We start from the raw sequence: 26,024 nt of genomic DNA on the forward strand, positions 1-26,024 counted from the left end.
GGCTCCGCCCCCTGCACCCCCGCTCCTCAATCGCCGGAGGGGCTGAATTGTCCCGGCCGGGACTGAGATGTCCCGGCCGGAACGGGGTGCGGGTGCGCGGTTCGTCCGGTGGTGGTGCCGGGGCGGGGCCTCCGGGGCAGGGCCCTGGACTCGTATATTTACGGCGCCGTCGCGCGGAAGCGTGGGGTGGACGCGGGGCGATTGGCGCCACAAATACACGGCGTCGTCCAGGACCCCACCCCTGCGACCCCACCCCTCCGCCGCATGGCGGCTCACCACCGGTTGTGGGCAGGCGTTCCGCCGGGGGGGCACCTCCCAGCTGTAGCTGGGGGAGGAACGGGTGGGCACAACCCGGCCACCGGGCCGCACCCGGCAACGAAACCCGACCGGGCAGTCGGCGGTCCCGGCCCGGCCCCGCACGGCTACCGCGCTCGTTCCGCTCCGTGGCGTTCGCCTCGCAGGCGGACCTCCGTGGGGAGGTGGGGTAGGCCCGCTGAGGTGCGGGCCTGGGTCAGGGTCTCGGCTTCCAGGGCCCGGAGGGTCGCCAGGGGGTCCGCCCCGGGGTCCAGGGTCAGGCCCACGCGGGCCCTCGGCGCGGCTCGGCGGCCGTGGAGGTGGATGTGGGCCCCGGCCACGCCGGACAGGGACTCCGCGTCGGCCCGCAGGGCGGCTTCCAGGGCCCGGCCCCGGAGCGAGGCGCCGGTGCCGTCGTCCAGGGGGACGAGGATGTCGTTCAGGCGGCGGCGCCGCAGTTGGGCCAGGGCCCACCACAGGGCGAGCAGGGCCAGCACGCTCAGTGCCGCGATGAGGCCCGGCCACCACCAGTCCGTGGAGCGCCAGCGCACCCGGTCCGCGCGGGAGAGCAGGACGGCGTGGGGGGAACGGCGTCCTGCGAGGAGGGCTGTCGCGCCTGCGGCCATCAGGGCCAGGCCCAGTACGGCCAGCAGTACACGGTTCGCGATCCGCATGGCGTCACCTCGCCGGTCGGCGGACGCGGACGGACAGCCCCGGTCGCCGGGCCAGGCCGAGCTGCCGGATGCCGTCCTGGAGGACGGTGAGGAGGTCGGCCCGGACCTCCTCAAGGTCGCGGAAGTGCGCCTGCGCACGGGCCCTGACGCGGCGGCGGCCGACGTCGACCCGTACGGCCCGTACGCCGGGGACGGCCATCGCCCGGTCGCGCAGCACCAGACCGGCGGCGGAGCGGTCGATTCCGGCTCGGGTAATGCCGCCGTTTCCGTTCATTGGCAGGAGGCTTCGAAGGCCCGGGGTCACGGCCAGCGCCACCATCCACAGCCCGATCACGATCAGCGCCACCGCGATCCCCACGATCCAGCCGTCGTGCAGCGGGCGGGAGGCGAGCTGGTCGGCGAGCCAGCGGCGCCACTCCATCACGGGGTGGCCGGTGCGTTCGGAGACGATGTCGTACAGGAGCAGTCCGAGCGCGCCGAGCAGCACGAGGGCGGTCAGTCCGGCCGGTACGCGCCGGGCGGACCAGAAGCGGCCAGGACGGCGGTTCATCGGACCTTCCCCCGGTCCAGCTGCGGTGAGCGCAGCCGTTCCACGGTCACCGCCACGTCCGGCACCTCCATGCCCGTCAGTTCACCGACGCGCGTCGCGACATGGCGCCGTACGGCCCCGCACTGGGCGCCGATGTCGGACGGGTAGCCCAGCTCGATGGCGACCCGTACGCGCGCGGCGCCCGCGCGCACCGCGACGGCGGCGTGCGGCAGCCCGCCGCCGAGCGCTTCCCGCGCCGCCCATGAGGCGATCTTCGCGACGGCGCGGTCCGCGATCCGCGTCACGCCCCGCTCCCCCGGCTCGCGTGCCCCCACCGGTTCACCGCCGCCGTTCGCCACGGTCGCGGGACCGGAAGAAGTCGCCCGGTTCCAGGTCCCCGTCCAGGAACCGGCCCGCGACGAACCCGACGGCGCCCAACGCCGCCACCAGCAGAAAGGCCCCGAAACCACCGAAGTATCCGGCGAAGCCCAGGGCCATCCCCGCGATCATCCCGATCACGGCCATGCTCATCGTGTGCTCCCCTGCTGGAGCGCACCGGGGCGGCTGCTCATTGCAGCCTGGGCTCCGGCGCTCCCTCTTCCTCGTCCGGCAACTTCACATCGCTGACCGCGATGTTGACCTCGACCACCTCAAGGCCGGTCATCCGCTCGACGGCGGTGATCACGTTCTCCCGTACGGCCCGGGCGACGTCGGCGATCGAGACGCCGTAGTCGACCACGATCTCCAGGTCGAGGGCCGTCTGCACCTCGCCCACCTCGGCCTTCACCCCACGGGCGACCGATTTGCCGCCGCCGGGCACCCGGTCGCGGACGACCCCGAAGGTGCGGGCGAGGTTGCCGCCCATGGCGTGGACGCCGACCACATCGCGGGCGGCCATCCCGGCGATCTTCTCCACCACGCCGTCGGCGATGGTGGTACGCCCCCGGGCTCCCGGGTCGATGCTGCGTCCGAGGGTCTTCGGCGTAGCGGCGGACGGCTCCGTGGCGGCGGCCTGGGGCCGGTTCCGTGGCGCGGTCTCGGACATCACCGATCGCCCCTTTCTCGCATATTTTCCCTACTTGCCACACTAGGGGTGATTGGTCCGGAAAGCTTCTGTTATGCATCATTCAGGGACTCACCTGCCGAAGGGTGGCACCGTGGTCGCGGACCGGTTCGCACAGGCCGTACGGGAACAGCTGCGGCTCGGCCGCCTCCTCCCCCTGGGCGGGCCGGAGGACGGCGCCTGGCTGACCGAGCGCGCGGCGGACGCCGTGCTGCGCCGGGCGGCCGACGCCGTGCCCGGCGTACGGCTCGGCGCGCTCCGGATCGCCCTGGCCGACCCGGAGGCCGCCGCGCCGCCCTCGGTTCCGGCCCCGCCGAGCGCGCTGCCGCCGGGGCCGCTGCGGGCCTGGGCGGAGTGCGCGGCGACGGCGGACCTGCCCCTGCCGGTGGCGGCGGACCGGCTACGCGACGCCCTGCTGGGCGCGGCCACGGACCGGCTCGGGCTGGCGGTCGGCGCGGTGGATGTGCGGGTGACGGATGTCCTCGATGAGGTTCCGCAACATGTAGTCCCGGAGGATCAGGCCCCGCCCGCCGAGCGGCCAGGTGATGGTTCGGGCATCGCCGCCGCGGTCACCGCCGTGCCCGGCGTGGCCCGGCTCGCCCCGGTGCTGGGGCGCGGGGCGGTACGGGTCGAGGGCACCCATGTCCGTATCGAACTGGCCGTCGCACCGGGCCACCGCGCCCTGGACGTGGCCCGCGCGGTGCGCGCGGCGGTCGCGGCCACCGCGCCGCCCCCGGCGACGGTGGCCGTCCTCGTCACCGCCGTGGACACCCCCTGACCCTCACCAGTGGTAGCGGTGCACCGCCTGGGCGACGCAGCACGGCTTGTCGCCGCCGTCCTGCTCCACCACCAGGTCGATGACGGCCTGGGCGCCGCCGTCGCCGAGTTCGTCCACGGAGACGAGCGTGGCCCCGGCCCTGATCGTGGCGCCGACCGGTACCGGCGCCGGGAAACGCACCTTGTTGAGGCCGTAGTTGACGGCCATCCGGACGCCGCCCAGCTCCAGGATCTCGCCCCACAGCGGGATCAGCAGGGACAGGGTGAGATAGCCGTGGGCGATGGTGCCGCCGAAGGGGCCGTCCTTGGCGCGCTCGGGGTCGACGTGGATCCACTGGTGGTCGCCGGTGGCGTCGGCGAAGGTGTCGACCCGGTTCTGCTCGATCCGGTGCCACCGGCTGTGGCCGAGGTGCTGTCCGGTCAGCTGCTTCAGCTCGTCGAAGCTGTTCACGGTCGTGGGCATGCGGGGTCTCCCGTCAGGGGTGTGCGCAGCGTCAGCGCAGGGCGGACTTGCGGATCTTTCCGCTGGCGGTGCGCGGCAGCGCGGTCCGGAACTCGACCGCCCTCGGCACCTTGTACTTCGCGAGGCGGCCCGCGAGGTGGTCGAGCAGGCATTGCTGATCGGTGGCGGCTCCGGCCCGGAGGACGACGACGGCCTTGCCGACCTCGCCCCACCGGGCGTCCGGCATGCCGATCACGGCGCATTCGAGGACATCGGGGTGGTCGTACAGCGCGTTCTCGACCTCGGCCGGATAGACGTTCTCACCGCCCGAGATGATCATGTCCTTGACGCGGTCCACGATGGAGACGTAGCCGTCCTCGTCCCGCACCCCCACGTCCCCGGAGCGGAACCACCCGCCCTCTAGGAGCGCGTCCGCCGTCGCGTCCGGCAGGCCGTAGTAGCCGCGCATGACGTGGGGGCCGTGCACCAGGATCTCGCCGGGCTCGCCGGGGCCCGCCTCGGTCAGGTCCGGGCGGACCAGCCGGACGTCGGTGAAGAAGTGCGGCACACCCGCGGAGCCCGCCTTGACCGCGCTCATCTCACGGTCGAGCAGCAGCGTCCCGGGGGACGCCTCGGTCATGCCGTAGCCCTGGATGAAGGAGAGCCCGCGCCGCAGATACGTGTCGATCAGCGCCTTGGGGACGGGCGAGCCGCCGCACATCAGGGTGCGGACGGACGACAGGTCGGCCGTCTCCCAGCGCGGCGAGTCGGCGACCGCCGCGAACATGGTGGGCACGCCGAACAGGCAGGTCACGCCCTGGCCCTCGATCAGATCGAGCATCCGTTCCGCGTCGAAGCCGGGCTCGATCACGACGCGTCCGCCCTTGAGCAGGGTCGGCAGACAGGTCATGTTGAGCGCGGCGGTGTGGAAGAGCGGCGCGGTGACGAGGGTGATCTCGTCCGAGGCGAGATCGGTGTCGACCAGGACGTTGAGGCTGTTCCAGGTGATGTTGGCGTGGCTGAGCACCGCGCCCTTGGGACGGCCCGTCGTACCGGACGTATACATGATCATGCAGGGGTCGTCGGGGGCCATGACCTCGTCCGGGGCGTCGTCCACTCCATCCGTCAGTTCGTCCACGGCCACCGCGATGCCCGCGCCCGCCTCCCCGGCGGTCTCCGCGCAGCCCGGATCGTGGAGGAGCAGCCGCGCACCGGAGTCGTCCAGCATGTAGGCCAGTTCGGGCGCGGCGAGCCGAGTGTTGAGCGGGACGAAGACCGCGCCCACCGCGCAGGTGGCGAAGAGCGCGTGGAGGAACGAGGGGTGGTTGGGGCCGAGGTAGGCGACGCGGTCGCCGCGCCCGATCCCGCGCGCCCGCAGCGCACGGGCGTAACCGGTGACGGTCTCGTCCAGCTCCCGGTAGGTCTGGGTGTCGTCCCCGTGGACGACCGCGATCCGCCCGGGGGTCTTACGGGCCCGACGGCGCGGCCACGCTCCGATGCCCTCTCCGGCGCCCCGGCCGATGCCTTGCTCCAGCATCTGCGCTCACTCCTTCGTGAGACCGAGCAGCCGCGCCGCGTTGTCCTTGAGGATCAGCGGCCGTACCTCGGGCTTGATCTCTAGTTTGTCGAAGTCGGCCAGCCATCGGTCCGGGTCGATCACCGGATAGTCGGAGCCGAACAGGACCTTGTGCTTGAGCAGCGAATTCGCATAGCGGACCAGCTGCGGCGGAAAGTACTTCGGCGACCAGCCGGACAGGTCGATGTAGACGTGCGGCTTGTGCGTGGCGACGGCCAGCGCCTCGTCCTGCCAGGGGAACGACGGATGGGCCAGGATGATCCGCAGCTCCGGAAAGTCCACGGCGACGTCGTCGACGTCCATCGGGTTGGAGTACTTCAGCCGGATCCCGCCGCCCCCGGGCACGCCCGCGCCGATCCCGGTCTGCCCGGTGTGGAAGAGCGCGGGCACCCCCAGCTCCTCGATGGCCTCGTACAGCGGATAGAACCGCTGGTCGTTCGGGTGGAACGCCTGGAGGGACGGGTGGAACTTGAAGCCGCGCACCCCGTGGTGCTCGACCAGCCGCCGTGCCGCCCGCACCGCCGCCCGGCCCTTCCACGGGTCGACGCTGGCGAACGGGATGAGGACGTCGGCGTGCTCGGCGCAGGAGGCGGCGACCTCCTCGTTGCTGATCGGCGGATGGCCGGTGGCGGTCTCCGCGTCGACCGTGAAGACGACGGCGGCGATGCGGCGTTCGCGGTAGTGGGCGGCCAGTTCCGGGATGGTGGGCTGCCGGGCGCCATGGGTCTTGAAGTACGCGGCGGAGGCCTCGGCCAGCTCGCCGCTCAGCGAGGAGTGGCCGTCCGCCGAGACCTCGGCGTGGGTGTGGACGTCGATGGCGACGAGATCGTCGGGGTTCACCGTCCGGCCCCCTCCGTGCTCTTCGGGCTCGTCGGGTCGACGGGCGCGGGGATGCCCACTCCCTCCGGGCGCCGCCCCAGCGACGTACCCCAGACGCCCGCGATGGCGTCCGCGTCCCAGCCGCCCTCGCGGTAGACCGCCGACTGCTCCTCGGGGTGGCTCCACAGGGTCAGCCGGTCGCCGCCGACGCCGATGGCCTGCCCGGTGATGCCGTCGGCGGCGTCCGAGGCGAGGAAGACCACGAGCCCGGCGACGTCGTCGGCGGTGCCGAAGCCCTCGCCCTGCCGCAGCCAGGCGGGCAGCGGTTCGCCGCGCTCCTCGTACGCCTCGACGTGCGGCGCGAAGGCGGGGATGGTCGCGGTCATGGCGGTAGCGGCGACGGGGATCACCGCGTTGACGCCGATCCCGGCCTTGGCGCACTCCATCGACCAGGTGCGGGCCATGCCGACGATGCCCGCCTTGGCGGCGGAGTAGTTGGTCTGACCGAAGTTGCCGCGCTGTCCTGCGGGCGAGCCGATGAGGATCAGACGGCCGCCCCCGCCGCGCTCGCGCATGTGCCGGACGGCGGCGCGGGCGCAGGTGAAGGTGCCCTTGAGATGGACGCCGGTCACCGCGTCGAAGTCCTCGTCGGTCATCTTCCACAGCACCCGGTCGCGCAGGATGCCCGCGTTGGTGACGAGGACGTCCAGCCGCCCGAACGCCTCGACCGCGCGGTCCACGAGCGCGTCGGCGACCTCGCTGGTGCCGACCGCTCCGGGCGCGGCGACCGCCGTACCGCCCTCGTCGGTGATGACCTTGACCGCCTGTTCGGCGGTGGCCGCGTCGGCGTCGTTGACGACCACGCTGGCCCCCGCCCGGGCCAGGGCACGGGCGTACGCGAGGCCGAGGCCGCGCCCCGCTCCGGTGACCACGGCGGTCTTCCCCGTCAGCTCCATGGGCTTCGGTTCCTTCCGGTGTCGGAGTATCATCAGGATTCCTGATGGTGAGTGGAGCACTCCGGGAGGTCGGGTGTCAATGGGCGGCCCCCCTCGGCCGATCCGCCGGTCTGCCGGTCGGCCCGGTCCGCCGGTCGGGCAAGATGGCCGGATGACCACTTCCGATCAGTCCGACACGGCGCAGCTGGACCAGGTCGGCACGCTCTACCTGGTGAAGCGGCTGGAACAGGCGATACGGGCCCATCTGGACGCGCTGCTGCGCCCCCTCGGCCTGACCACGCTGCAGTACACGGCGCTGACCGTCCTGGAGCGCCGGGACGGGCTGTCGTCGGCCCAGCTGGCGCGGCGCTCGTTCGTCAAGCCGCAGACCATGCACGAGATGGTCCAGACGCTGGAGGAGCGGGGGTTCATCGAGCGCCGTCGGGATCCGGCCAACCGCCGGGTGCTGCTCATCAGCCTCAGCGACCGGGGACGGGAGGCGCTGCGGAGCTACGACGAGCAGGTGCGGCTGCTGGAGGAGCGGATGCTCGGCGGGCTGACCGGGGAACAGCGCGGCGGGCTGCGCCACGCGCTGATCGACTGCACCCGGGCGATGTCGGCCGAGCCGCCGCGGGCGGAGGGGGACGCGGGGACGCCGTAGGTCGGCCGTCAGCCGTCCCGGCGGGGTCATCGGCCCCGGCGGGGTCATCGGCCCTGGAACGCCTGGCGGGCCGCCCGCAGCTCCTCCACGGTGTGGGCCAGCTCGGTGACGCAGTCGGCCAGCCCCAGCGCCTCCTCGCTTCCCTCGCCCGCGCGCAGCGCCACCGCGGTGCGGGCGAGCTGTTCGGACACCCGCTCCAGCCGTACGTCCGAGGGGTCCGGTTCTCCGGCCAGCTGTCTGCGCAGCTGCTCGGCCTGGGCGGCGAGCTGGAGGTTCTTGCGGTGCAGATCCAGGAAGACGTTGACCTTGGTCCGCAGCAGCCAGGGGTCGATGGGTTTGGTGAGGAAGTCGGCGGCGCCGATGGCGTAGCCCCGGTAGGGGTAGTCCGAGTCGGCGTCGGTGCCGGTCAGCAGGATGATCGGGACGTCCTTGGTCTGGTCGAGACGCTTCATGTTGGCGGCGGTCTCGAAGCCGTCCATCCCCGGCATCAGGACGTCGAGCAGCACGACGGCGAAGTCCTGCCGGAGCATCGCCTTCAGCGCCTCCTCGCCGGAGTGGGCGCGGACGAGACGCTGATCGAGCGGGCCCAGGACGGCTTCCAGCGCGATCAGGTTCTCTTCCATGTCGTCGACGATCAGTATTCCGGCCCGGTCGGGGGCGGCGGCGCTCATGACTCCCCCCGTCGCTGCCTGGGCGGTCGCGTCTCCGCGTCCGGGCCCGGCTCGTCCCTGGATTCTTCGCCGGGGGCTTCGCCGGGCTCGTCGCCGTCCTCGGCAAGCTCCTCAGCTTCCACCACTTCCACCGGGTCGGCCGGGTCAGCGGCTTCCACCGGGTCGGCCGCCTCTCCCGCCTCTCCCGCCTCCCCCGCCTCCACCGGCTCCGGCGGGCAGCCCGCGGGGTCGAGCAGATCGCAGACCGTGGACATCAGCCGGTCGACGTCCACCGGTTTGGGGACATAGCCGTTGGCGCCGCTCTCCAGGGCCTTCTCGCGGTCGCCGGGCATGGCCTTGGCGGTCAGGGCGATGATCGGCAGATCGGCGAGCCGGGGCGTGCCGCGGATGGCCCGGATCGTCTCGTAGCCGTCCATCTCCGGCATCATCACGTCCATCAGCACCAGGGACACATCCGGGTTGCGGTGCAGGACGTCCAGCCCCTCGCGGCCGTTCTCGGCGTACTTCACGGTCATGCCGACCCGGCCCAGCACATGGGTGAGCGCGAAGACGTTGCGGATGTCGTCGTCGACGATGAGGATGCGGCGGCCGGTCAGCACCCGGCCGGGGCGGCCGCGCTGCCACTGCTGGAGCCGGGGGGCGTCCGGCGGCGCCTCGTCCCCGTCGCCGTCGCCGTCGCCGTCCTTCGGGGCCAGCAGATTCTCCAGCGAGCTGCGGTCGCCGGTCACGCCGCTCTGGTCGCTGAACACCCCGCTGGGCGCGTGGTCGGCGGTGTCCGGAAGCGATTCGTCCGTGGCGGGCAGCGCCGCCGGGACGGTGGCGCCGGTGGCCCGGGGGTCCGAGACATCGGGCGGCGGGACGACTCCCGCGTAGTGCGCGGGGACGTAGAACGTGAAGCAGGAACCGACGCCCTGCTCGCTCTCGGCGATGATCCGGCCGCCCAGCATTCCGGCGATCTCCCGGCTGATGGACAGGCCGAGGCCGGTGCCGCCGTATTTGCGGCTGGTGGTGCCGTCGGACTGCTGGAACGCCTCGAAGATCACGGGCAGCTTCTCGGGCGCGATGCCGATGCCGGTGTCCTTGACGGAGAAGGCGACGACGGCGTCCGCGTCGCGCAGCGTCTCCTCCGTGAACTCCGTACCGGCGGCCCGCTCCACGCGCAGCTTCACCCCGCCCGAGGAGGTGAACTTCAGGGCGTTGGAGAGCAGGTTGCGCAGGATCTGCTGGATCCGCTGTTCGTCGGAGTACAGCTCGCGCGGTACGTCCTCGCCGACGGCGATCTCGAACGACAGGCCGCGGTCGATGGCGAGCGGCCGGAACGTGGCGTGCACGTAGTCGAGCAGCTTCATCAGCGGCAGCTTCTTCGGGCGGACGTCCATCCGCCCGGCCTCGATCTTCGACAGGTCGAGGATGTCGTTGATCAGCTGGAGCAGGTCGGAGCCGGAGCGGTGGATGGTGGTGGCGAACTGCACCTCCTGGGGGGACAGCCGCTGGTCGGCGTTGTCGGCGAGCAGCCGGGCCAGGATCAGCAGGGAGTTGAGCGGGGTGCGCAGCTCGTGCGACATGTTGGCCAGGAACTCGGACTTGTACTGCGAGGCCGTGGCCAGCAGCGCGGCCTTCTCCTCCAGCTCCGCGTTGGAGCGCTGCAGCTCGTTGGAGCGCTGCCGCAGCTCGGTGGTGAGCCGCTGCGATTCGGACAGCAGCGACTCGGTGCGGGCGTTGGCGATGATGGTGTTGATCGAGACGCCGATGGTGTTGACGAACTGGTCGATGAAGGCGAGGTGGACCTCGCTGAACCGGCTGAAGGAGGCCAGTTCGATGACGCCGAGCACCTGGTCCTCGTAGAGGATCGGCAGGATGACGACGCTGGTGGGGAGCGCGGCGCCGAGCCCGGAGTTGATGGTGATGTAGTCGGGCGGGACGTTGCTGATCAGGACCCGCTTCTTCTCCAGGGCGGCCTGGGCGACCAGTCCGCGGCCGCCGGCACCGGCGGCCGGCAGCGGGACGTCGCCCTGCTCGGTGCCGTATCCGGCGATCAGCTTCATGCCCTCGACGGGACCCGCACTGGGCTGACCGAGGAAGAACGCTCCGAACTGGGCGTTCACCAGCGGGGCCAGCTCGCGCAGGATCAGGTCGGCGACCTCGACCAGATCGCGGTGGCCCTGCATCATGGAGGCGATACGGGCCAGGTTGGATTCCAGCCAGTCCTTGGCGCGGGTGGTCTCACGCAGGTTGGCCACCATGAGGTTGACGTTGTTCTTCAGCTCGGCGACCTCGCCCTGCGCCTCGACCGAGATCGACCCGGACATATCGCCCTTGGCGACGGCGGAGGCGACCTCGGCGATGGCGCGGACCTGGGTGGTGAGGTTGAGGGCGAGATCGTTGACGCTGGTGGTCAGCCGCTTCCAGGTGCCGTAGACGCCCTCGACCCGGGCCTGACCGCCGAGCTGGCCCTCGCTGCCGACCTCGCGGGCGACGCGGGTGACCTCGGAGGAGAACGAGGAGAGCGTGTCGACCATCGTGTTGATGGTCGTCTTCAGCTCCAGGATCTCGCCGCGCGCGTCCACGTCGATCTTCTTGGACAGATCGCCCTGGGCGACCGCCGTGGCCACCTGGGCGATGTTACGGACCTGGCTGGTCAGGTTGGACGCCATGAAGTTGACGTTGTCCGTCAGGTCCTTCCACACCCCGGACACGCCCCGCACCTCGGCCCGGCCGCCGAGCTGGCCCTCGGTACCGACCTCGCGGGCCACCCGGGTCACCTCGTCGGCGAACGCCCGGAGCTGCTGGACCATGGTGTTGACGGTCTCCTTGACCTCCAGGATCTCGCCCCGGGCGTCCACGGTGATCTGCTTGGACAGATCGCCGTCGGCGACCGCCGTGGTCACCTGGGCGATGTTGCGGACCTGGCTGGTCAGGTTGAGCGCCATGAAGTTGACGTTCTCGGTGAGGTCCTTCCACACCCCGGAGACGCCGCGTACCTGCGCCTGACCGCCCAGGTTTCCCTCGGTGCCGACCTCGCGGGCCACCCGGGTCACCTCGTCCGCGAAGGACGACAGCCGGTCCACCATGGTGTTGATCGTCGACTTCAGCTCCAGGATCTCGCCCTTGGCCTCCACACCGATCGTCTTGCTGAGGTCGCCCTCGGCGACGGCGGTGGCGACCTGGGCGATGTTGCGGACCTGGGAGGTCAGGTTGTCGGCCATGAAGTTGACGTTCTGGGTGAGGTCCTTCCACACCCCGGAGACGCCACGGACCTGGGCCCGGCCGCCGAGCCGCCCCTCGGTGCCCACCTCGCTGGCCACCCGGGTCACCTCGTCGGCGAACGCGGACAGCTGGTCAACCATCGTGTTGACGGTGTTCTTGAGCTGGAGGATCTCACCCCGGGCATCGACGGTGATCTTCTGGGAGAGGTCACCGGTGGCGACCGCGGTGGTCACCTGGGCGATGTTGCGGACCTGGCTGGTCAGGTTGGACGCCATGAAGTTGACGTTGTCCGTCAGGTCCTTCCACACCCCGGACACGCCCCGCACCTGGGCCCGGCCGCCGAGTTCGCCCTCGGTACCGACCTCGCGGGCCACCCGGGTCACCTCGTCCGCGAAGGCGCGCAGCTGGTCGACCATCGTGTTCACGGTCAGCTTCAGTTCCAGCAGCTCACCGGTGGCCTCGACGGTCACCTGCTGGGTGAGGTCGCCGCGGGCCACGGCCGTGGTCACCACGGCGATGTCGCGGACCTGGCTGGTCAGCCGGGCGGCCATGGTGTTGACGGCCTCGGTCACATCGCGCCAGTCCCCCGACAGCCCCTGGACCTTGGCCCGGCCGCCGAGCCGCCCCTCGGTGCCCACCTCGCGGGCCACCCGGGTCAGCTCGCCGGTGAACAGGGCCAGCTGGTCGACGGTGCGGTTGACGCCCCGGGCCAGCCGCCGCAGGTCGCCGCGGAGCTGGCGGTTGCCGTCGTGCAGATCGACCCGCCGGGTCAGATCGCCCTCGGCGATGGCGTCCAGGACCCGGGTGGCGTTGGACACCGGCCCGGTCAACGCGTCCACCAGCTGATTGGCGTCGTCCACGGTGGTGGTCCACGCGCCCTGGCCGGGGCTCGCGCTGATCCGCTCGTCGAGGCGCCCCTGGCGCACCACCTCGCGGCGGACCCGCTGCAGCTCCGAGGCCAGGTGGGCGTTGCGCGCCACCAGCTGGTTGAACGCTCCGGCCATTTCGCCGAGCACGCCCTCGCCCGTGCCGTCCATACGTACCGTGAAGTCGCCGTCGCACAAGGCGTTCATCGCTGCCAGCAGGGACCTCAGCTCGGCGGTGCATTCCGCGGGATTCGGGTCGCGTGCCATGGCGCCGCCCCTTTAAAAGATCATTAGATATCCCTACGTCTGTCATAATATGGCACCTAGATAGCCTAATCCGCCCGAATTGCCCTGGGAGCCGCACGTGGGGGCCTTGCTTCCTCTCTCGCGCGAGTCCGTAGCCCGGACCACGCTGCCCGGAAGCGTGCGCGCACCAGGGGCCGCGCGCGCCTTCGTCCGCACCACACTCGCGGGAGCGACCGCGAAAGAAATTCTCGGACCGGACGCGATCGGCGCCCGGATCACCGAGGACGCCGTCCTGCTCGTGAGCGAACTCGTCACCAACGCCGTCCTGCACGCGGGCACCCGGGTCGAGGTCACCTGCCGCCTCCGGGCCGGGAACGGACCGGAGGATTCCGCCGACACCCCGGGCAAGGCCCCCGGTGCCGCCCCCGATGACACCTCGGACGAGCCGCCGGACCGCCCGGGCATCGTCATCGAGGTCGCCGATCTGCACCCCGCCAGCGTCGTACTGGGCGGGCCCGACACCCAGCGCCACGGCCGGGGCCGGGGCCTCCAGCTGATCGGCGCGATCGCCGAGTCCTGGGGCGTGACGTACCACCGCACCCGCAAGTCCGTGTGGTTCCGCCTGGGCACCGAGACGGCGACGGCCCAGGGCGGCTCCGTACGCGCCGAGGCGCCCGGCCGCACGCCACCCACCCCCGCGCCCCGCTCCCCCGCCCCGCCGCGCGAACGCCGCGACCGGACCGCCGAATGGGTCGACCGAGGCGGGCCGTCGTTCCTGGCCGAGGCCAGCGAACTGCTCACCGGACAGCTGGACGAGAACATGGTCGCCGCCCTCGCCGGGCAGCTGCTGGTGCCCCGGCTGGCCGACTGGTGCGCGGTGTGGCTGACCAGCGAGAGCGGACGGCCGGAGCTGCGCCGGGTCTGGCACAACGACGAGCGCCGCATCGAGGCGCTCCGCGCCACGCTGGAGAGCGATCCGCCGCCGACCGGCCTCGACGCCCCCGGCACCCCCATGCCCTGGCCCCCGGCCGCCGCCCCCTCCGGCACCGGCGGCTCCGCGCTGACCTTCCCGCTCATCGCCCGCGGCCGCGGCTACGGGGTACTGATGCTCGGCCGGGCCGGAGTGGCGCGGATGACCGAGGGCGTGGTGCGGCTCTCCGACGACGTGGCGCGGCGGATCGCCCAGGCCGTGGCCACTGCCCGGCAGTACACCCAGCAGGCCACCATCAGCCGGGCGCTCCAGCGCCGCCAGCTGCCGGTCTCGCTGGCCCATATCCCGGGCGTGGACACCGCGATCGTCTACGAGCCGCACGGCGAGGGCCAGACCGTCGGCGGCGACTTCTACGACCTGTTCCCGATGGGCGGCCGCCGCTGGTGCTTCCTGCTCGGCGACGTCTGCGGCAGCGACCCGGAGGCGATGTCGGTCACCGGTCTGGCCCGCCACCTGGTGCGGCTGCTGGCCCGCGAGGGCCATGGCGTGGAGTCGGTGCTCACCCGGCTCAACCAGGCCCTGGTGGAGGAGGAGGCGGAGGCCGCGGCGCTCGGCGGGGATCAGGCCCGGTCGCGTTTCCTCAGCCTGCTCTACGGGGAGCTGGAGCCCGACCCGGACTCGGGTGGCGCGCACTGCGTCCTGGCCAGCGCCGGGCATCCGCTGCCGCTGCGGCTGAGCACCGACGGCACGGTGGCGCCCGCGGCGCTGCCGCAGATGCTGCTGGGCATCGACGACGAGCCCGACTTCCACGCCGACTCCCTGGACCTGGCGCCGGGCGAGACGCTGCTGTGCGTGACGGACGGGGTGACCGAGCGGCGGGACGGCAACCGCCAGCTGGATGACGACGACGGCCTGGCCGACATCCTGCGCGGCTGTGCGGGGCTCGGCGCCAAAGCCATCGCGGAACGGGTGCGGCTGGCCGCCCATGACTTCGGCACCGAGCCGATCGACGACGATCTCGCGGTGCTGGTGCTGGAGGCGGTGCCGACGTCGGCGCGGGAGCTGATGCGAGCGCAAAGTTCTTGAAATGTGTACGTCCCGGGCCTTGTCGCCCCCTTCCCTGAGGAGCATCATCAGGATTCCTGAGCATTGAGGAGTCCGCGATGAGCCTGCTCTCCACCGCCGACTGGGCGGAGAGGATCTTCACCGGCGGCTGGAACCGCCCGGCCCTGCCCGGCACCATCGACATCACCGAGCCCGCGACCGGGCAGCACCTCGGCTCCGTCGGCCGGGCCACCGAGGCGGACGTCGCGCCCTCGGCCCGTACGGCGGCGGCCGCGGGGCGCGCCTGGGCCGCGGCCCCCTTCCCCGAGCGGGCCGCGGCCCTGCGGCGCGCGGCCGACGTCTTCCGCCGCCACGCCGACGAGATCGCCGAGTGGATCGTGCGGGAGGCCGGATCGTCACGGGCTAAGGCCGCGCTGGAGGTGGCGGTCGCCGCCGCCGAGTGCGAGGAGGCCGCCGCGCTGCCCGCGGCGCCCACCGGTGAGCTGCTGCCCTCGGCGCAGCCCCGGCTGAGCATGGCGCGCCGGATCCCGGTCGGCGTGGTCGGCGTGATCTCGCCGTTCAACTTCCCGCTGATCCTGTCCATCCGCTCGATCGCCCCGGCGCTCGCGCTCGGCAACGCCGTCCTCCTCAAGCCCGATCCGCGCACCCCGGTCTCCGGCGGGGTGGTGCTCGCCCGCGTCTTCGAGGACGCCGGGCTGCCCGCCGGGCTGCTGCAGTGCCTGCCCGGCGGCGCGGACGTCGGCGCGGCGATCGTCCGCGACCCGGCGGTGCGGGTCGTCTCCTTCACCGGCTCCACCGGGGCGGGCCGCACGGTGGGGGCGCTGGCCGCCGAGCAGCTGACCCGGGCCCATCTGGAGCTGGGCGGCAACAGCGCCCTGATCGTGCGGGAGGACGCCGACATCGAGGCCGCCGCGTCCTGCGGGGCCTGGGGGAACTTCCTCCATCAGGGGCAGATCTGCATGGCGGTCGGCCGCCATCTGGTCCATGCGTCGCGGTACGAGGAGTACGTCGGCCTGCTCGCCAAGAAGGCCGAGCAGCTCACCGTGGGCGACCCCTTCCGCGACGATGTCGCCCTCGGACCGCTCATCGACGACCGGCAGCTCCGCCATGTCGTGGACCTCGTCGAGCGCAGCGTGGCCGCGGGCGCCCGGGTGGTCACCGGCGGCACCCACCGGGGGCGGTTCTACCGGCCCACGGTGCTGGCCGACTGCGGCCCGTCCGTGCCCGCCTGGGAGGAGGAGGTGTTCGGCCCGGTGGCATGCGTACGCCCGTACCGTGACGACGACGAGGCGGTAGCGCTCGCCGCCGACTCCCCGTACGGCCTGAGCCTGGGCATCCTCACCGCCGATACGGCGCGCGGGCTGGCGCTGGCCGAGCGGATTCCCAGCGGAATGGTCCACATCAACGACCAGACGGTCAACGACGATCCGAACGCGCCCTTCGGCGGTCTTGCCGCGTCCGGCTTCGGCCGGGTGGGCGGCGCCCGGGCCAATCTCGACGCCTTCACCGAGACGCAGTGGCTGACCCTGCGCGGCGACACCGCGCGCTACCCGTTCTGAGCCAGTTCTGAGCCAGGAGCCCCACCATGACCGAATCCCTCGCCGCCGTGGTGCACAAGCCCGGCGCCCCCTTCGCCCTGGAGAGGGTCACCCTGGACGAGCCCCGGCCGGACGAGATCGTGGTCCGGCTGGCCGCCGCCGGGGTCTGCCACACCGATCTGACCGTGCGCGACGGCCAGCTGCCCTTCCCGCTCCCCGGCGTCCTCGGGCACGAGGGCGCGGGCGTGGTGGAGCGGGTCGGGTCCTGGGTCAGCCGGGTGCGGCCCGGCGACCATGTCGTCCTGACGTTCACCTCGTGCGGCGCGTGCGGCACCTGCCGGGGCGGCCATCCCGCCTACTGCGCCTCCTGGCTGCCGCTCAACCTGCTCGGCGGCACCCGTGGCGACGGCACCGCGACCCTGCGTTCCGCCTCCGGGGCCGCTTCCGGGGGCTGCGGTCTTGGCGGGCACTTCTTCGGCCAGTCGTCCTTCGCGACCCACGCGCTGGTGGACGAGCGCAGCGTGGTCCGGGTCCCGGCGGAGATACCGCTGGCCACGCTCGCCCCCTTCGGCTGCGGCGTCCAGACCGGGGTCGGCGCCGTCCTGAACGTCCTGCGGCCCCGGCCCGGCAGCACGATCGGCGTCTTCGGGACCGGCGCGGTCGGGCTCGCCGCCCTGATGGCCGCCGTGCTCGGCCCGGTCCGGCAGGTGATCGCCGTCGACCGGCTCGCCGGGCGGCTGGCGCTGGCCCGCAAGCTCGGCGCCACGGCGGTCGTCAACGCCGCCGAGGAGGACACCTCGGCGGCCCTCGTCGAGCTGACGGACGGCCTCGGCCTCGACTGCGCCCTGGAGACCACGGGCCACCCCGGCGTCCTGCGCACCGCGATCGACGCGCTCGCACCCCGGGGCGAGGTCGCGGTCATCGGGGCGCCGCCCATGGGCACGGAGGTCGCGGTCGACGTCAACGGCATGCTTCCGGGCCGCCGCATCACCGGGGTCACGCTCGGCGACAGCGAACCGGAACAGCTGATCCCGCTGATGGTGAGCCTCCACCAGCGGGGACGGCTGCCCGTGGACCAGCTGATCCGCACCTATCCGTTCGCCCGGATCGAGGAGGCGGCGGCGGACATGACGGCGGGGGCCACGATCAAGCCGGTGCTGACCTTCGAGGACGTCTGAAGAGGCGATAGGCGCCGGTCCGGTGCGCTAGTCGGCCAGACCGGCGAGGTCGCGGATGCGGCGGGCCTGGGCGGCGCGCTCGGCGGTGCGCTGCTCGTCGTACGTACGGTCCGCCGCGCCCCGCAGCAGCGCCTTGGTCTCGACCACCGCGTCGCGCGGGGCGGCGAGCAGGGCGGCGGCCAGGTCCTGGACCGCGCCGTCCAGCTCGGCGGCGGGCACCACGAGGTTGGCGAGGCCGGTGCGCTCGGCCTCCTCGGCGTGGACGGAGCGCCCGGTGGCGCAGATCTCCAGCGCCCGGGCGTACCCCACGAGCCCGACCAGCGGATGGGTGCCGGTCAGGTCGGGCACCAGCCCGAGGCTGGTCTCGCGCATCGCGAACTGCGCGTCCTCCGCGCACACCCGCAGGTCACAGGCGAGGGCGAGCTGGAAGCCCGCCCCGATCGCATGGCCCCGCACCGCGGCGATGGACACGATGTCGTTGCGCCGCCACCAGGTGAACGCGTCCTGATAGGCGGCGATGATCGCGTCCAGCTCGGCGTCCGAGCCGCGGGCCATCTCCGGGAACGACGGCTCGCCGTCGAACCCCTCGGGGGTGAAGGCCTGCCGGTCGAGCCCCGCCGAGAAGGACACGCCCTCGGCGCGCAGCACGACGACCCGCACACTGCCCGGCAGCAGTGACCCGGCCTCGGTCAGCGCCCGCCACAGCGCGGGCGACTGGGCGTTGCGCTTGGCCGGATTGGTCAGGGTCACCGTGGCGACCGCGTCATCAACGGTGAGCTGAACGCCGTCCTTGTCGAGCAGGGTCACGGGAAGCCTCCGGCAGTCGCGGTGAGTACAAGTGACTGCACAGTAACCACCCGGTCGAACGGACGATCAACCGGGTGGCACTGTCCACACCTGCTGCCGGTGACGAACCTCCGACGCGAGACGCGCGATCAGGCCGATGCGGCCTTCTTGCCTCGCGTCGCGCCACCGCGACCACGTAGGGACACTCCTGATTCGCTGAGCATCCGGTGGACGAATCCGTAGGAACGGCCGGTCTCCTCGGCCAGCGCCCGGATGCTCGCCCCGGAGTCGTACTTCTTCTTCAGGTCTGCCGCGAGCTTCTCGCGCGCGGCGCCGGTCACCCGGCTGCCCTTCTTCAGAGTCTCGGCCACCCGTGCCTCCTCATGGGAAGTGCGCTCTGTGACTCTCATGATCACCCCTAGGCGCCTTCCTGGCCACCCATTCGGCAAGACCTGTGGAGGAAGGATTCCGGGAAATGGCGCCATCCGAGCCTTCGGAATCCAGGATTCCGGCGACTTCCGCCCTGTCACTCTTTGTTGATACCCGGGGAAAGGGCAGGTCAGGGCCTATGGGCTAGAGGCTCGACAGAGAGCGACCGGCGCGCGGCATGTGCCGTGCGCCGGTCGTGGGCGGCGCGCCGCGATACCAGCCGTTCTCACTCAGATGACGGATCACGCCTAGGCCAAATGATCTACGGGACGTGGATCAACGGCTCGGGCCAGGCCGGACGCCCTGGGGTCAGGCCAGCGCGACCAGGTCCGCGTAGTCCGCACCCCACAGGTCCTCGATCCCGTCCGGCAGCAGAATGATCCGCTCCGGCTGGAGCGCGTCCACCGCGCCCTCGTCGTGGGTCACCAGCACCACCGCGCCGGTGAAGGTGCGCAGCGCGCCGAGGATCTCCTCGCGGCTGGCCGGGTCGAGGTTGTTGGTGGGCTCGTCCAGCAGCAGGACGTTGGCCGAGGAGACGACCAGGGTGGCCAGCGCGAGCCGGGTCTTCTCGCCGCCGGAGAGCACCCCGGCGGGCTTGTCCACGTCATCGCCGGAGAACAGGAACGAGCCCAGCGTCTTGCGGATCTCGACCAGGTCGAGGTCGGGGGCGGCCGAGCGCATGTTCTCCAGGACCGTGCGGTCCGGGTCGAGCGTCTCGTGCTCCTGCGCGTAGTAGCCGAGCTTCAGCCCGTGGCCGGGCTGCACCTGGCCGGTGTCCGGCTTCTCGACCCCGGCCAGCAGCCGCAGCAGAGTGGTCTTGCCCGCGCCGTTGAGGCCCAGGATGACGACCCGGGAGCCCTTGTCGACGGCCAGGTCGACATCGGTGAAGATCTCCAGGGAGCCGTACGACTTCGACAGGCCCTCGGCGGTCAGCGGGGTCTTGCCGCACGGGGCCGGGTCCGGGAAGCGCAGCTTGGCGACCTTGTCGGACTGCCGCACCGCCTCCAGGCCGGACAGCAGCTTGTCGGCGCGCCGGGCCATGTTCTGCGCGGCGACCGTCTTGGTGGCCTTGGCGCGCATCTTGTCGGCCTGCGAGTTGAGGGCCGCGGCCTTCTTCTCGGCGTTGGCGCGCTCGCGCTTGCGGCGCTTCTCGTCGGCCTCGCGCTGGGCCTGGTAGAGCTTCCAGCCCATGTTGTAGATGTCGATCTGGGAGCGGTTGGCATCCAGGTAGAAGACCTTGTTGACGATCGTCTCGACCAGTTCGTTGTCATGGGAGATGACGATGAAGCCGCCGCTGTAGGTCTTCAGGTAGTCCCGCAGCCAGACGATGGAGTCGGCGTCGAGGTGGTTCGTCGGCTCGTCCAGCAGCAGGATGTCGGAGTCCGAGAACAGGATCCGGGCCAGCTCGACGCGGCGCCGCTGACCGCCGGAGAGGGTGTGCAGCGGCTGGCCGAGCACCCGGTCCGGCAGGCCCAGGCTGGCCGCGATGGTCGCGGCCTCCGCCTCGGCCGCGTACCCGCCCTTGGTCAGGAACTCCGTCTCCAGGCGCTCGTACTTCTTCATCGCGCGCTCGCGGGTGGCGCCCTGGCCGTTGGCCATGCGGTCCTCGTTCTCGCGCATCTTGCGCAGCACGGAGTCGAGGTCGCGGGCGGAGAGGATGCGGTCGCGCGCGAGGACGTCGAGGTCGCCGGTGCGCGGGTCCTGCGGCAGATAGCCGACCTGGCCTGAGCGGGTGATGGAGCCCCCGGCCGGGGCGCCCTCGCCCGCCAGGCACTTGGTGAGCGTGGTCTTCCCGGCGCCGTTGCGGCCGACGAGACCGATGCGGTCACCCTTGGCGATACGGAACGAGGCGGACTCGATCAGGACACGGGCGCCGGCACGCAGCTCGACGCCGGATGCGGTGATCACGGGAATTACTCCTGGGCAGATGGACGGCGGACGGGACAGACCAGCGGGCGGGGCCGACGCCGTCTAATGCACGAGGAGAATTGCCATGCGGGCCAGTTTAGCGGGGCGGGCAACCGGATTTTCCCTGGGGTCCGGAGGCCTCCCCTGTCCCCCGGACGCCGCTTCCCAGCGAGAAGATCAGTGATCAGACGCCGCCGGTGTGGACCTGGAAGGCCGCCCGGCGCACCGCCTTGGCGAGGGCCGGGTCGGGGTGCGCGGCGGCCAGTGCCACCAGCACCTGCACCGTACGGGGGTGGCCGACGGCCCGTACCTCCTGCAGCAGCGCGGGGACCGTGCCCTGCACCGCGGACTCCAGATGGCGCACCAGCAGCGGGCTCTCGCCGTGGTCGGAGATGGCCGCGGCGGTGTCCACCCACAGCCAGGTGGCCTCCTCGCGGGTGAGCACGTCCAGCGCGTCCTCGGGGTCGGCGCCCTCGTGCTCGGCGAGCCAGAGCAGCGCGTACGGCCGCAGGCACGATTCGTCCACGACGGCCCGCACCGCGGGCTCGGCGGGCGCCCCGGCGACCCGCAGCGCCTCGAACGCGAGCCCGCGCAGCAGGGCGTCGTCGCCGCGCGCGGCGTCCAGCAGTTCGGTGATGGCGCTGCCCACCGGGCGCGCGGCGAGCCAGGCCCGGTACTCGGCGCGGGCGGGCCCGGGAGTGAGGCCCGCGCAGCCGCGCAGCATGTCGGCGGCGGGGTGCTCGATGTTCCCCGCGGGGCTCTGGGCGGCCACGCAGATCTGCTCCAGCTTGACCCACACCGCCCAGCTGCCGAGCGCGGTGAGGACGGCGTCGCCTTCGAGGACCGTGAGCGCCCCGACCGAGGCGAGGGCGTCCAGGGCCCAGCCGAGCAGGGCCTCCAGCTCGTCGTCACCCTCGATGGCCTCCGGCTGGTCCCCGGGGTCCGGGGCCTCGGCGGGTTCGGCGTCCTCCGGCGCGGCCACCCCGTACGGCACCTCGCAGCGCTCGGTGCGCAGCTCGGCGACCCGCTTGCGCAACATGTCCAGCAGCGTGGAGATCTGCACCGGGCCCGCGGACAGCTGGAGCAGCGGGAGCAGCTGCGGTACGGCCTCGACCACCTCGGCGACGGCCGAGGGCTCGGCGGTGTCCGGGGCGGGGCTGGCCAGCGACCAGGCGTCGAGCAGCGCGACCCAGCCGCGCAGCACCGCGCTGTCGTCGCGGTCCCAGGCCTGGAGCCGCCAGCCGGGGCGGGCGGTGCCGCCGTGCAGATCGACGAGTCCGACGAGCCGGGCCCGGTCCCAGTCGGCCCGCACCTCCTCGGCGGTGCGCCCGAGTGCGGCGGCGGCGCGGGCGGCGGCCTGGTCGGAGAGGGCCCCGAGGGAGTCGTCCCCGGCGGCGGCCCAGCGGGCCACCTCCACGGCCCCGACGAGCCCCGCGCGGGCCTGCCGGGCCAGCTCCGGGCGGGGCGGCGTGCCCTCGGGCGGGCGTGGCGACGGCCGGGAGCGGTTCGGCGCGGGCCGCGGTGCGGTGGCCATCGGCCGCTGGCGGACGAGTCGGAGCCGGGAGTCGCGCGGAGTACGGGACGTCACAGAAGCAGTCTCGCCGTTGACGGCCCGAAAGCCCAATCGGCACCCGTCCGGCGGTCGCCCCGACCGGATTCCGGCGGCTAGCCGGACCCTAGATGAGAGGCGTGAGGAAGCGGCGCAGGGCCTCCTCGTACCCGCGCGGGTCGGCGTTCCACATGGCGGCGTGCGGGGCGTGTCGCACCGGGTGAAGGGTGACCAGCTCGGGCCGGGCGGCGGCGAGTTCGCGCGAGGCGTCCCAGGGCGCGAGGGTGTCGCCGGGGCCGTGCACGATGAGGGTCGGCACCGGCAGGCTCTCGGGGTCGGCCGCCTCCGCGAGCTTGCTGTCGTGGAGCCCGGTGCGCCCTTCCGCCGCCCGTACGGCGAGCGGGAGCAGGGCGGCGGGGGTGCGGCGCGCGGCGGCGAGGGCGCGCAGGGTGGCCCGCCAGTCGAGCACCGGGGAGTCCAGGACGATGCCGCTGAGCCGGTGCCGCAGTGCGGAGTTGGCGGCCGCGTGCAGGGCCATGGAGGCGCCGGTGGACCAGCCGTGCAGGACGACGCTCTCCGCCCCGTAGCGGACCGCGTAGCGGATGGCGGCGTCGAGGTCGCGCCACTCCGTCTCGCCGAGGTGGCTGATGCCGTCGGGCGGGCGCGGGGCGCCGGGGTCGCCGCGGTACGCGAGGTCGAGCACCGGGATCCGCAGCCGGTGCAGCAGCTCCATGACGACCATGGGGTGTTCGCGGGTGGTGCCGAGGCCATGGGTGGTGATCACCCAGGTGGTGCGCTCGCCGGGCAGGAACCAGGCGGGCAGCGGCCCGAGTTCGCCGGGGATGTCGACGTCGGCGTGCTCGATGCCGAGCGCGTCCCGCGGGTTGCCGATGTACACCTGCGGGGTGAGCCGCACCCGGGTGCCCGCGTCGAGGGTGCCGTGGGTGACCCGCTCCAGGCGGCGTACGACGCAGTCGGCGGGGTGCCGGGCGTCCTCGTCCACCGGGCCGACGACGGCGTGGCAGCCCCGGCCGACGAGGCCGTAGGTGCCGGGGCGCAGCGAGGCGAGCGAACGGGTGAGGGTGATCCGGCCGTCGCCGGTGGCGTGCACGGTGAGCGGCGGCTCGTTCGGCAGCGGCCGGTCGGGCGCCGGTTTCAGGGCAGCGTCGGTGACGTACCGGCCCGCCGCCACCGCGGCCGCGCCGACACCCAGCAGAGTGGTGGCGGCAGCGACCGCCGTTGTCCGCACACGCATCGCTCCCAGTGTGGGCGGGGAGCGGCGGACCGGCCAGCGGGATGGGCTGTTTCGGGCCCCTTATCGCCGGGCGGTGTCTCCGCTACGGCTTCGCGGTGTCCCCGGCGGGCTGCTGGCCGTAGCCGCTGAGCTTGGCCGCGACGCGCTCCAGCTCGACGGGCGGGAGGAGGGTCGGGGTGTGGCCGGGAACGGCGGCCGCGGCCAGCCAGACCTGGCACATCCACTCCAGCTGGGCGGTGCGGTCGTATGCCTGGTCCAGCGTCGCGCCGTATACGACGGTGCCGTGGTTGCGCAGCAGACAGCCGGAGCGGTCGCGCAGCGCGTGCAGCATGTTTTCGGCCAGTTCGTCGGTGCCGTAGAGCGCGTAGTCGGCGACCCGGACCGGCCCGCCGAGGGCGGCGGTCATGTAGTGGATCGCGGGCAGCTCGTCGACGAGCGTGGAGACCGCTGTGGCGTGAACGGCATGGGTGTGGACGATGGCCGAGGCCTCGTCCGTGTGACGGTAGACGGCGAGGTGCATGGGCAGCTCGCTGGTGGGCGTGAGGGTGCCCAGCACCTGTCGGCCGTCGAGGTCGACGCCGACCGCGTCACGCGGGCCGAGCCGGTCGTACGGGACACCGCTCGGGGTCACCAGGACGGTGTCGCCGACCCGCGCCGATACGTTGCCCGAGGTGCCGACGACGAGTCCGTCGGCGGTGGTTCTGCGGGCCGTCCGCACCACATGCGTCCAGGCCTGCCGCAGGGGCTGGGTCAGCCTCGGCTGTGGCCGTCGTGCCGATCGCGGCTCCGTCACGGGCGCTCACCTCCGGGCGCGATCCTTCCATATGAATACCGAGCGGAGTGGACTACAGGAGGTTGATGTATGAACGTCAAATTCCTTATGGCGAACGGGAGTACGGTCGAAAACCAGCCGTTCTCACACCCGCGCGCTCGTGTCACCGTGAAGCCCGCCTCAGTTCATCTCCCGTTCACCCAGTTTCCCTACGTTCACCGTGCACTGACCGCCCTCCGAGCTGATTGACCGGGTGTATGGAACACATCACGCTTCTCATCGGGATCGTGATCATCACGGCCTTGGTGTTCGACTTCACGAACGGCTTCCACGACACGGCCAACGCCATGGCCACCACTATTTCCACGGGAGCACTCGGTCCCCGGGTCGCGGTGGCGATGTCGGCGGTCCTCAACCTCGTCGGCGCCTTCCTCTCCGTGGAGGTCGCCAAGACCATCTCCGGCGGAATCATCGACGAGGGCTCCGGTATCCAGCCCGAAGTCATCTTCGCGGGGCTGGTCGGCGCCATCCTCTGGAACCTGGTGACCTGGCTGGCCGGTCTCCCGTCCAGCTCCTCGCACGCCCTCTTCGGCGGCCTCATCGGCGCCACCGTGGTCTCCGTCGGCATGGACGGGGTCAACGGCGACGCGGTCGTCATGAAGGTGCTCATCCCGGCCGTGGCCGCGCCGCTCGTGGCGGGCATCGCCACGGTGGTCGCCACCCGGCTCACCTACCGGCTGGCGAACAACCGGGCCGAGGAGGACACCGCGAAGGGCTACCGCGCCGGGCAGATCGCCTCGGCCGCCCTGGTCTCCCTGGCGCACGGCACCAACGACGCGCAGAAGACGATGGGCGTCATCACCCTCGCGCTGGTCACCGGCGGCGTCATCGCACCGGACTCCGACCCGCCCATGTGGGTGATCGTCTCCGCCGGTCTCGCGATCGCGCTCGGCACCTACCTGGGTGGCTGGCGCATCATCCGCACCATGGGCAAGGGCATCACCGACATCCAGCCGCCGCAGGGCTTCGCCGCCCAGACCGGCGCCGCGACCGTCATCCTGGCCTCCTCCCACATCGGCTTCGCGCTGTCGACCACGCAGGTCTGCTCGGGCGCCGTGATGGGTGCGGGCGTCGGCCGCAAGGGCGGTGTGGTGCGCTGGTCCACCGCGGGCCGCATGGTCGCCGCGTGGGCGCTGACCCTCCCGGCCGCCGGTCTGGTGGCCGCCGCCGCGGCGCTGCTGGCCGACCAGGGCAGCTGGGGCGTCACCGTGGTCGCCGTCCTCGCGGTGCTGGGCTGCGGTGTCATCTGGGCGCTCTCGCGCCGCAAGCCGGTGGACGCCAGCAACGTCAACGAGCCGGGCGCGGAGTCCTCCGAGCCGGTCGGCGTCGTCACCGCCGCCGTGCGGTCGGTGGCCCCGCCGCCCGCCGGGAAGACCGCCTCCGCCACGTCCGCCGAGTCGACCGGCTCCGCCGGGTCGGCTGAATCCGCCGGGTCCGGCACCGACGGCGACGCTTCGTCCGAATCCGCACCCACTCCCGCCACCGCGGGAACCGGTTCCAAAAGCTGACAGGGAGCACACGCAATGCACATCGACTGGGCAGCCCTCGGCCAGGTCTTCGGCGTCAGCCTCGCGGTGACGGTCGGCGTCGTAGGGGTCTTCACCCTGGGCATCATCGGCACCTCCCGTACGGCCCAGCCGCAGCCCCAGGCGGCCGCGGGCGGCGCGTCCCCGGTTGCGCGCACCGGCGCGTACGCCTGTTTCGCGCTGTGCGCCGCGGTGGTGGCGTACGGCATCTATCTGATCGTGGCCTGAGGCCACGGAAGCCGCGGGGCGGTGGGTGCCGATCGGCAC

The 26,024-nt window shown here is 72.5% G+C and carries 24 protein-coding genes; 7 read left to right on the top strand and 17 right to left on the bottom strand.

Annotated features, from left to right (window positions below; genetic code table 11):
* Window positions 1–422 precede the first annotated feature (422 nt).
* Genes amaP through ACFV9T_RS40100 form a run of 5 tightly spaced genes read right to left on the bottom strand, consistent with a single transcriptional unit; the run spans window position 423 to window position 2,542 of the window.
* On the bottom strand, window positions 423–968 hold the full coding sequence (gene amaP, locus ACFV9T_RS40080; RefSeq protein WP_385448084.1) for an alkaline shock response membrane anchor protein AmaP: 546 nt from the start codon (window positions 966–968) through the stop codon (window positions 423–425).
* Window positions 969–972: 4 nt separating this feature from the next.
* On the bottom strand, window positions 973–1,518 hold the full coding sequence (locus tag ACFV9T_RS40085) for a DUF6286 domain-containing protein (protein ID WP_385448087.1): 546 nt from the start codon (window positions 1,516–1,518) through the stop codon (window positions 973–975).
* A complete protein-coding gene (locus ACFV9T_RS40090) occupies window positions 1,515–1,832 on the bottom strand; it encodes a hypothetical protein (protein WP_385448090.1) in 318 nt (105 codons plus the stop codon). The genes ACFV9T_RS40085 and ACFV9T_RS40090 overlap by 4 nt, the downstream gene beginning before the upstream one ends.
* A 4-nt stretch (window positions 1,833–1,836) precedes the next feature.
* Window positions 1,837–2,028 carry a hypothetical protein gene (locus tag ACFV9T_RS40095; protein WP_385448092.1) on the bottom strand — a complete coding sequence of 64 codons (192 nt, stop codon included), beginning with the start codon at window positions 2,026–2,028 and terminating at the stop codon, window positions 1,837–1,839.
* Between the two features lie 37 nt (window positions 2,029–2,065).
* A complete protein-coding gene (locus tag ACFV9T_RS40100) occupies window positions 2,066–2,542 on the bottom strand; it encodes an Asp23/Gls24 family envelope stress response protein (protein ID WP_385448095.1) in 477 nt (158 codons plus the stop codon).
* Window positions 2,543–2,615: 73 nt separating this feature from the next.
* Between ACFV9T_RS40100 and ACFV9T_RS40105 the strand changes: the two genes are divergently transcribed.
* A complete protein-coding gene (locus ACFV9T_RS40105; protein WP_385448098.1) occupies window positions 2,616–3,338 on the top strand; it encodes a hypothetical protein in 723 nt (240 codons plus the stop codon).
* 3 nt (window positions 3,339–3,341) lie between these two features.
* Here the strand turns inward: ACFV9T_RS40105 and ACFV9T_RS40110 are convergent, their stop codons facing one another.
* The 4 genes from ACFV9T_RS40110 to ACFV9T_RS40125 are packed head-to-tail and all read right to left on the bottom strand — an operon-like array spanning window position 3,342 to window position 7,130.
* Entirely contained in the window at window positions 3,342–3,800 is a 459-nt protein-coding gene (locus ACFV9T_RS40110) for a MaoC family dehydratase (RefSeq protein WP_385448100.1), read from the bottom strand.
* A 31-nt stretch (window positions 3,801–3,831) separates the two neighbouring features.
* Window positions 3,832–5,316, bottom strand: a complete 1,485-nt coding sequence (locus tag ACFV9T_RS40115) for a long-chain fatty acid--CoA ligase (protein WP_385448103.1) — start codon at window positions 5,314–5,316, stop codon at window positions 3,832–3,834.
* 6 nt (window positions 5,317–5,322) lie between these two features.
* Window positions 5,323–6,195 (bottom strand): amidohydrolase family protein, encoded by an 873-nt coding sequence (locus ACFV9T_RS40120; protein ID WP_385448106.1) that lies wholly within the window; start codon window positions 6,193–6,195, stop codon window positions 5,323–5,325.
* On the bottom strand, window positions 6,192–7,130 hold the full coding sequence (locus ACFV9T_RS40125; RefSeq protein ID WP_385448109.1) for an SDR family NAD(P)-dependent oxidoreductase: 939 nt from the start codon (window positions 7,128–7,130) through the stop codon (window positions 6,192–6,194). The genes ACFV9T_RS40120 and ACFV9T_RS40125 overlap by 4 nt, the downstream gene beginning before the upstream one ends.
* 151 nt (window positions 7,131–7,281) lie before the next feature.
* On the opposite strand from ACFV9T_RS40125, the gene ACFV9T_RS40130 reads away from it, so the two are divergent.
* On the top strand, window positions 7,282–7,770 hold the full coding sequence (locus ACFV9T_RS40130; RefSeq protein WP_385448112.1) for a MarR family winged helix-turn-helix transcriptional regulator: 489 nt from the start codon (window positions 7,282–7,284) through the stop codon (window positions 7,768–7,770).
* Window positions 7,771–7,814: 44 nt separating this feature from the next.
* Here ACFV9T_RS40130 and ACFV9T_RS40135 read toward each other — a convergent pair whose 3' ends face one another.
* Window positions 7,815–8,441, bottom strand: coding sequence for a two-component system response regulator (locus tag ACFV9T_RS40135; RefSeq protein ID WP_385448115.1), 627 nt, complete (start codon window positions 8,439–8,441; stop codon window positions 7,815–7,817).
* Window positions 8,438–12,781, bottom strand: a complete 4,344-nt coding sequence (locus ACFV9T_RS40140) for a HAMP domain-containing protein (protein ID WP_385448117.1) — start codon at window positions 12,779–12,781, stop codon at window positions 8,438–8,440. Before ACFV9T_RS40140 ends, ACFV9T_RS40135 begins: the two co-directional genes overlap by 4 nt.
* Window positions 12,782–12,878: 97 nt before the next feature.
* Here ACFV9T_RS40140 and ACFV9T_RS40145 point away from each other — a divergent pair, with 97 nt between their 5' ends.
* From ACFV9T_RS40145 to ACFV9T_RS40155, 3 genes are all read left to right on the top strand, one after another.
* Window positions 12,879–14,777 carry a SpoIIE family protein phosphatase gene (locus ACFV9T_RS40145; protein WP_385448120.1) on the top strand — a complete coding sequence of 633 codons (1,899 nt, stop codon included), beginning with the start codon at window positions 12,879–12,881 and terminating at the stop codon, window positions 14,775–14,777.
* Between the two features lie 77 nt (window positions 14,778–14,854).
* Complete coding sequence (locus ACFV9T_RS40150) at window positions 14,855–16,315, top strand: aldehyde dehydrogenase family protein (protein ID WP_385448122.1); 1,461 nt, start codon at window positions 14,855–14,857, stop codon at window positions 16,313–16,315.
* A gap of 26 nt (window positions 16,316–16,341) precedes the next feature.
* Complete coding sequence (locus ACFV9T_RS40155) at window positions 16,342–17,472, top strand: NAD(P)-dependent alcohol dehydrogenase (protein ID WP_385448124.1); 1,131 nt, start codon at window positions 16,342–16,344, stop codon at window positions 17,470–17,472.
* A 27-nt stretch (window positions 17,473–17,499) separates the two neighbouring features.
* Here the strand turns inward: ACFV9T_RS40155 and ACFV9T_RS40160 are convergent, their stop codons facing one another.
* From ACFV9T_RS40160 to ACFV9T_RS40185, 6 genes are all read right to left on the bottom strand, one after another.
* On the bottom strand, window positions 17,500–18,279 hold the full coding sequence (locus tag ACFV9T_RS40160; RefSeq protein WP_385448127.1) for an enoyl-CoA hydratase/isomerase family protein: 780 nt from the start codon (window positions 18,277–18,279) through the stop codon (window positions 17,500–17,502).
* A 128-nt stretch (window positions 18,280–18,407) separates the two neighbouring features.
* The gene (locus tag ACFV9T_RS40165; protein ID WP_009718933.1) at window positions 18,408–18,629 is read right to left on the bottom strand and encodes a helix-turn-helix domain-containing protein; all 222 of its coding nucleotides are present in this window, start codon (window positions 18,627–18,629) and stop codon (window positions 18,408–18,410) included.
* Window positions 18,630–18,996: 367 nt separating this feature from the next.
* A complete protein-coding gene (locus ACFV9T_RS40170) occupies window positions 18,997–20,595 on the bottom strand; it encodes an ABC-F family ATP-binding cassette domain-containing protein (RefSeq protein WP_385448130.1) in 1,599 nt (532 codons plus the stop codon).
* Between the two features lie 184 nt (window positions 20,596–20,779).
* A complete protein-coding gene (locus ACFV9T_RS40175; RefSeq protein ID WP_385448133.1) occupies window positions 20,780–22,183 on the bottom strand; it encodes a hypothetical protein in 1,404 nt (467 codons plus the stop codon).
* 88 nt (window positions 22,184–22,271) lie between these two features.
* Window positions 22,272–23,399: an alpha/beta hydrolase gene (locus ACFV9T_RS40180; protein WP_385448136.1), complete on the bottom strand. Its 1,128-nt coding sequence runs from the start codon at window positions 23,397–23,399 to the stop codon at window positions 22,272–22,274.
* 82 nt (window positions 23,400–23,481) lie between these two features.
* Entirely contained in the window at window positions 23,482–24,192 is a 711-nt protein-coding gene (locus ACFV9T_RS40185; protein WP_385448138.1) for a class II aldolase/adducin family protein, read from the bottom strand.
* A gap of 236 nt (window positions 24,193–24,428) precedes the next feature.
* Between ACFV9T_RS40185 and ACFV9T_RS40190 the strand changes: the two genes are divergently transcribed.
* Window positions 24,429–25,739 carry an anion permease gene (locus ACFV9T_RS40190; RefSeq protein ID WP_385448140.1) on the top strand — a complete coding sequence of 437 codons (1,311 nt, stop codon included), beginning with the start codon at window positions 24,429–24,431 and terminating at the stop codon, window positions 25,737–25,739.
* A 15-nt stretch (window positions 25,740–25,754) separates the two neighbouring features.
* Complete coding sequence (locus tag ACFV9T_RS40195) at window positions 25,755–25,985, top strand: hypothetical protein (protein WP_009718927.1); 231 nt, start codon at window positions 25,755–25,757, stop codon at window positions 25,983–25,985.
* Window positions 25,986–26,024 lie beyond the last annotated feature (39 nt).

This window comes from Streptomyces sp. NPDC059850, from assembly GCF_042731515.1.
Classification (GTDB): Bacteria; Actinomycetota; Actinomycetes; order Streptomycetales; family Streptomycetaceae; genus Streptomyces.

Excerpts from the sequence above, each read along its gene's own strand:
- amaP (WP_385448084.1), bottom strand. The coding sequence starts at position 968 with ATGCGGATCGCGAACCGTGTACTGCTGGCCGTACTGGGCCTGGCCCTG.
- ACFV9T_RS40085 (WP_385448087.1), bottom strand. The coding sequence starts at position 1,518 with ATGAACCGCCGTCCTGGCCGCTTCTGGTCCGCCCGGCGCGTACCGGCC.
- ACFV9T_RS40095 (WP_385448092.1), bottom strand. The coding sequence starts at position 2,028 with ATGAGCATGGCCGTGATCGGGATGATCGCGGGGATGGCCCTGGGCTTC.
- ACFV9T_RS40100 (WP_385448095.1), bottom strand. The coding sequence starts at position 2,542 with ATGTCCGAGACCGCGCCACGGAACCGGCCCCAGGCCGCCGCCACGGAG.
- ACFV9T_RS40105 (WP_385448098.1), top strand. The coding sequence starts at position 2,616 with ATGCATCATTCAGGGACTCACCTGCCGAAGGGTGGCACCGTGGTCGCG.
- ACFV9T_RS40110 (WP_385448100.1), bottom strand. The coding sequence starts at position 3,800 with ATGCCCACGACCGTGAACAGCTTCGACGAGCTGAAGCAGCTGACCGGA.
- ACFV9T_RS40115 (WP_385448103.1), bottom strand. The coding sequence starts at position 5,316 with ATGCTGGAGCAAGGCATCGGCCGGGGCGCCGGAGAGGGCATCGGAGCG.
- ACFV9T_RS40125 (WP_385448109.1), bottom strand. The coding sequence starts at position 7,130 with ATGGAGCTGACGGGGAAGACCGCCGTGGTCACCGGAGCGGGGCGCGGC.
- ACFV9T_RS40130 (WP_385448112.1), top strand. The coding sequence starts at position 7,282 with ATGACCACTTCCGATCAGTCCGACACGGCGCAGCTGGACCAGGTCGGC.
- ACFV9T_RS40135 (WP_385448115.1), bottom strand. The coding sequence starts at position 8,441 with ATGAGCGCCGCCGCCCCCGACCGGGCCGGAATACTGATCGTCGACGAC.
- ACFV9T_RS40140 (WP_385448117.1), bottom strand. The coding sequence starts at position 12,781 with ATGGCACGCGACCCGAATCCCGCGGAATGCACCGCCGAGCTGAGGTCC.
- ACFV9T_RS40150 (WP_385448122.1), top strand. The coding sequence starts at position 14,855 with ATGAGCCTGCTCTCCACCGCCGACTGGGCGGAGAGGATCTTCACCGGC.
- ACFV9T_RS40155 (WP_385448124.1), top strand. The coding sequence starts at position 16,342 with ATGACCGAATCCCTCGCCGCCGTGGTGCACAAGCCCGGCGCCCCCTTC.
- ACFV9T_RS40180 (WP_385448136.1), bottom strand. The coding sequence starts at position 23,399 with ATGCGTGTGCGGACAACGGCGGTCGCTGCCGCCACCACTCTGCTGGGT.
- ACFV9T_RS40190 (WP_385448140.1), top strand. The coding sequence starts at position 24,429 with ATGGAACACATCACGCTTCTCATCGGGATCGTGATCATCACGGCCTTG.
- ACFV9T_RS40195 (WP_009718927.1), top strand. The coding sequence starts at position 25,755 with ATGCACATCGACTGGGCAGCCCTCGGCCAGGTCTTCGGCGTCAGCCTC.